This is a genomic window from uncultured Halorubrum sp., from assembly GCF_937146585.1.
Lineage (GTDB): Archaea > Halobacteriota > Halobacteria > Halobacteriales > Haloferacaceae > Halorubrum > Halorubrum miltondacostae.
Genome location: NZ_CAKZRO010000094.1, coordinates 1 through 3,979 on the forward strand (window position 1 = coordinate 1; position 3,979 = coordinate 3,979).

Consider the following 3,979-nt stretch of genomic DNA (forward strand, 5'->3'; position numbering starts at 1 on the left):
CTCCTCGCGGAACGACGTCTCGACGACGCCGGCGCGGGTACAGCCGATCGCGGCGGCGTACGCGAGCCCCTGGTCGTGGGCGTCGCCGGTCGCGTCCTGATACACCGCGAGCAGGCCGGGCGTCCCCTGGTCGTTCTCGTAGTTCCGGCGGACGAGGTGCCCCGGCGACTTCGGCGCGACCATCGTCACGTCGACGTCTTCCGGCGGCTGGATCTGGTTGTAGTGGATGTTGAACCCGTGCGCGAACTGGAGCGTGTCGCCCGCGTCCAGGTTCGGTTCGATCGCGTTCTCGTACACGTCCGGCTGGACGGTGTCGGGCACGAGCACGCTCACCACGTCGGCCTCCGCGACCGCGTCCGCGGGGGTCTCGACCCGGAGCCCGTCGCTCTCGGCGGCGGCCCGGGAGGAGCTGCTCTCGCGCAGGCCGACGATCACGTCGACCCCGCTGTCGGCGAGGTTCTGCGCGTGGGCGTGGCCCTGCGAGCCGTAGCCGAGGACGGCCACCGTCTCGTGCGCGATGGCCTCCTCGTCGGCGTCGGCGTCGTAGTATACTGTCGAATCGAACGTCTGGGTGTCGTCTTCGGTCATGTGTATGGTTGAAATCCGCGTGTCAGTCGTCGTGCGTGGTCGGTTCGCCGGCCGTTCCGGGTTTCTCTCCTGGGGCCGTCGGCGTGTTGCCGCGGGCGAGGGCGGTCGGCCCCGTCCGCGCGATCTCGACGATGCCGAACCGGTCGAACGCCCCGATCGCGTCGTCGATGCTGCGCTTGTCGCCGGTGAGCTCGACGGTGATCGTCTCCGGGCCGGCGTCGACCGTCCGGCCGTCGTACATCTCGGAGACGGCGTGGACCGCGGCGGGGTCGTCGGCCTCGACCTTCAGCAGGACGAGCTCCGAGGTGACCGCGTCGCCGGCGACCTCGCCGACCGAGATGACCGGCTTCAGCTTCGCCATCTGCTTCTCGATCTGGTCGATGCCGGAGTCCGTCTCCTCGACGACCATCGTGATCCGCGAGTGGCCGTCGACGGTCGTCGGCCCGACCGTCAGGCTCTCGATGTTGAACTGCCGCCGGGAGACGAGCCCGGAGACGCGCGCGAGCACGCCGGGTTCGTCCTCCACGAGCGCCGAGATGACCGCGCGGCGGGACTCCTGTTCGGCCTCGACGACCGGGTCGATCCGGATGCCTTCGAGGTTCCGCCGCCCCGCGGGGTGCTCGCGGTCTTCGGGGCCGGGCTGTTCGCCGGGGAGCGGTCGGGAGTCCGCCTCGGGGGTCGCGCGCGACTCGCCGTCGACGCCGGAGGCGTCGCCGCTCATAGCTGGTCCTCCGCGGCCGCGAACTTCCCGTTCGCGCCGCCGCTCGGCACCATCGGCAGGACGTTCTCCTCGGGGTCGACGTGGAAGTCGATCACGGCGGGCCCCTCGTACGCCAGCGCCTCCTCGACCGCGGGCGCGACCTCGTCGTAGTCGTCGACCCGCAGCCCCAGCGCGCCGAACGCCTCCGCGAGCTTATCGAACTCGGGCATCCACGTGTAGTCGGAGGCCATGTGTCGGCCTTCATAGAAGGCGTCCTGCCACTGCCGGACCATCCCGATGTACTCGTTGTTGAGCACGGCGACGGTGATGTCCAGCTCCTCGCGGACCGCGACCGACAGCTCCTGCATCGTCATCAGGAATGAGCCGTCGCCGTCGAAACACACCACGTCGCGGTCCTCCTCGCCCATCGTGTCGGCCGCGACGCGCGCGCCGACCGCGGCCGGCACGCCGTACCCCATCGTGCCGAGGCCGTGCGAGGAGACCCACGTCCGGGGCTCCGTGTACGACCAGAACTGCGAGGCCCACATCTGGTGTTGGCCGACGCCCGTGGTGACGACGGTGTCGTCGTCGGTCGCCTCGTCGAACGCCTCGACGACGAACTGCGGCTTCAGCGGCTCGTCGTCTGGCGTCGCGTACGTGAGCGGGTACGTCTCCTTCCACTCCTCGCAGCGGTCGCGCCACGCCCCGGCGTCCGGCGCGTCGCGGACCGCGGCGGTCAACTGGTCCAAGACGCGGCCGGCGTCGCCGACGAGCGGGTAGTCGGCGTGGACGTTCTTGCTGATCTCCGCGGGGTCGATGTCGACGTGGATCACCTCGGCCTCGGGCGCGAACGTGTCGATGCCGCCGGTGAGGCGGTCGTCGAAGCGCGTGCCGACCGCGATCAGGCAGTCGGTGTGGGTGATCGCCAGGTTCGCGTAGCCGGTGCCGTGCATCCCCGCCCACGAGAGGCAGAGGTCGTCGTCCTCGGGGAACGAGCCGATGCCCGGCATCGTCGTCGTCACCGGGATGCCGTAGCTCCGCGCGAAGGTCCGCGCCTCGGCGCTCGCGTCGGCCTTGATCACGCCGCCGCCGAACAGGCAGACGGGGCGCTCTGCGGCCTCGATGGCGCGCGCCGCCTCCTCGACGGCGTCCGCGTCGGCGTTCGGGTCGGGGTCGGTCCCCGCCGGGGGCGTCGCCGGGCCGGGCGTCCGGTCGGTCTCGTCCTGCGTGACGTCCTTCGGGAGGTCGACGAGCGTCGGTCCGGGCCGTCCGGCCCGGGACAGCTCGAACGCCTCGCCGACGGTGTCGCCGACGGTGTCGGCGCCGCCGGCGAAGTAGTTGTGCTTCGTGATGGGGCGGGTGACGCCGACCGTGTCGGTCTCCTGGAACGCGTCGTTCCCGACGAACTCCGTGGGCACCTGTCCGGTGAGCGCCAGCATCGCGTCCGAGTCCATGTCGGCGTCGGCGATGCCCGTGACGAGGTTGGTTGCGCCCGGCCCGGAGGTGGCCATACAGAGGCCCGGCTCGCCGGCGACGACGCCGTACGCGTCGGCGGCGTGGGCGGCCCCCTGCTCGTGGGCCATCGTCACGTGCCGGATCGACGAGTCGTACAGCGCGTCGTAGACGGGCATGATCGCGCCGCCCTGGACGCCGAAGGCGGTCTTCGCGCCCGCGGCCTCGAGGGCGGCGACGACCGACTCGGCCCCGGTCGAGACGGGGCCGGCGGTCCGGCGCTCCTCGGGGTCGGTCGGCTCATCTGTCGCGGCCGACGAGTCGGCCGACTCGTCTGCGTCGGATCGCGGCTGTGCTGCTGTGTCGCTCATTGTCGTTGGGGTGTGCGGTGTGGCATCTGGCGGGTTGTCGTGTCGGTCGCTGCGGACGCGCGGCGGGCGAGCCCGCGCCGCGGCCGCGGCGATCGCGGCTGCGCGGGGCGAGAACGGCTCGGCCGCCGGCGTTCGGCGGTGCGTCGCGTCGGTGAGGAAGGGGTAGTGTAGGGGGTTATACCCCTACAATGATCGGCGCGACGGCTCCGGAGACGGCCGCGGACTCCCCGAGCGTGGTGTGCCGTCGCATCTCGCCCGAAGCAACACGGCCGGGGTATAAATTCCTGTCGGGAGCCGGGGGCGAGCCCGCGATCGGCCGTCCCCCGCGACCGCGAGCGCGGTCGCTCGGGGGGCGTTCCGGTCGGGGAGGCGGCCATCAGACCCGGACCTCCTCCTCGCGCGTGACGCCCGCCTCCTCGGCGAACCGCTCGACGTCGCCGGCGGTCACCTGCCGCTTGCCGGCGCCGTACTCCTTGACCCGCTTGGTGATCGAGCGGACCTCGCTGTCCGTCGGGTCGAACCCGGCCTCCACCAGGTGCTTGCGCACGCTGTGCGTGCCGGTGTGTTTGCCCAGGACGAACTCGCGTTCGGCCCCGACCATCTCCGGGGTCATCACGCCGGTCTCGAACGTGTCGCTGTTCTCGATGACGCCGGCGGCGTGGATGCCCGACTCGTGGGCGAACGCGTTCCGCCCCGTGATCGGCTTGTTCGCGGGCACCGGGATGTCCGAGGCCTCCTCGACGACCCGGGCCAGCTTGGTGATCTGGGTCGTGTCGATACCGGTGTCGACGCCGTACACCGACTCGACGGCCATGACGACCTCCTCGTAGGCCGCGTTGCCGGCGCGCTCGCCGATGCCGTTGACCGA

Annotated in this window: 3 protein-coding genes and 1 pseudogene; all 4 read right to left on the bottom strand. The window is 71.6% G+C overall.

Translation table 11 applies throughout. The annotated features are described in order from the left end of the window. The coding region (gene ilvC, locus Q0116_RS08195) for a ketol-acid reductoisomerase (RefSeq protein ID WP_297886838.1) at window positions 1–588 on the bottom strand (588 nt) is incomplete at its 3' end. A 22-nt stretch (window positions 589–610) separates the two neighbouring features. Further along, a complete protein-coding gene (gene ilvN / locus Q0116_RS08200) occupies window positions 611–1,309 on the bottom strand; it encodes an acetolactate synthase small subunit (protein ID WP_297886839.1) in 699 nt (232 codons plus the stop codon). Continuing rightward, entirely contained in the window at window positions 1,306–3,111 is a 1,806-nt protein-coding gene (gene ilvB, locus Q0116_RS08205; protein WP_297886840.1) for a biosynthetic-type acetolactate synthase large subunit, read from the bottom strand. The genes ilvN and ilvB overlap by 4 nt, the downstream gene beginning before the upstream one ends. A gap of 376 nt (window positions 3,112–3,487) precedes the next feature. Continuing rightward, window positions 3,488–3,979, bottom strand: a pseudogene (locus Q0116_RS08210) (2-isopropylmalate synthase); the annotation flags it as partial.

Excerpts from the sequence above, each read along its gene's own strand:
- ilvB (WP_297886840.1), bottom strand. The coding sequence starts at position 3,111 with ATGAGCGACACAGCAGCACAGCCGCGATCCGACGCAGACGAGTCGGCC.
- ilvN (WP_297886839.1), bottom strand. The coding sequence starts at position 1,309 with ATGAGCGGCGACGCCTCCGGCGTCGACGGCGAGTCGCGCGCGACCCCC.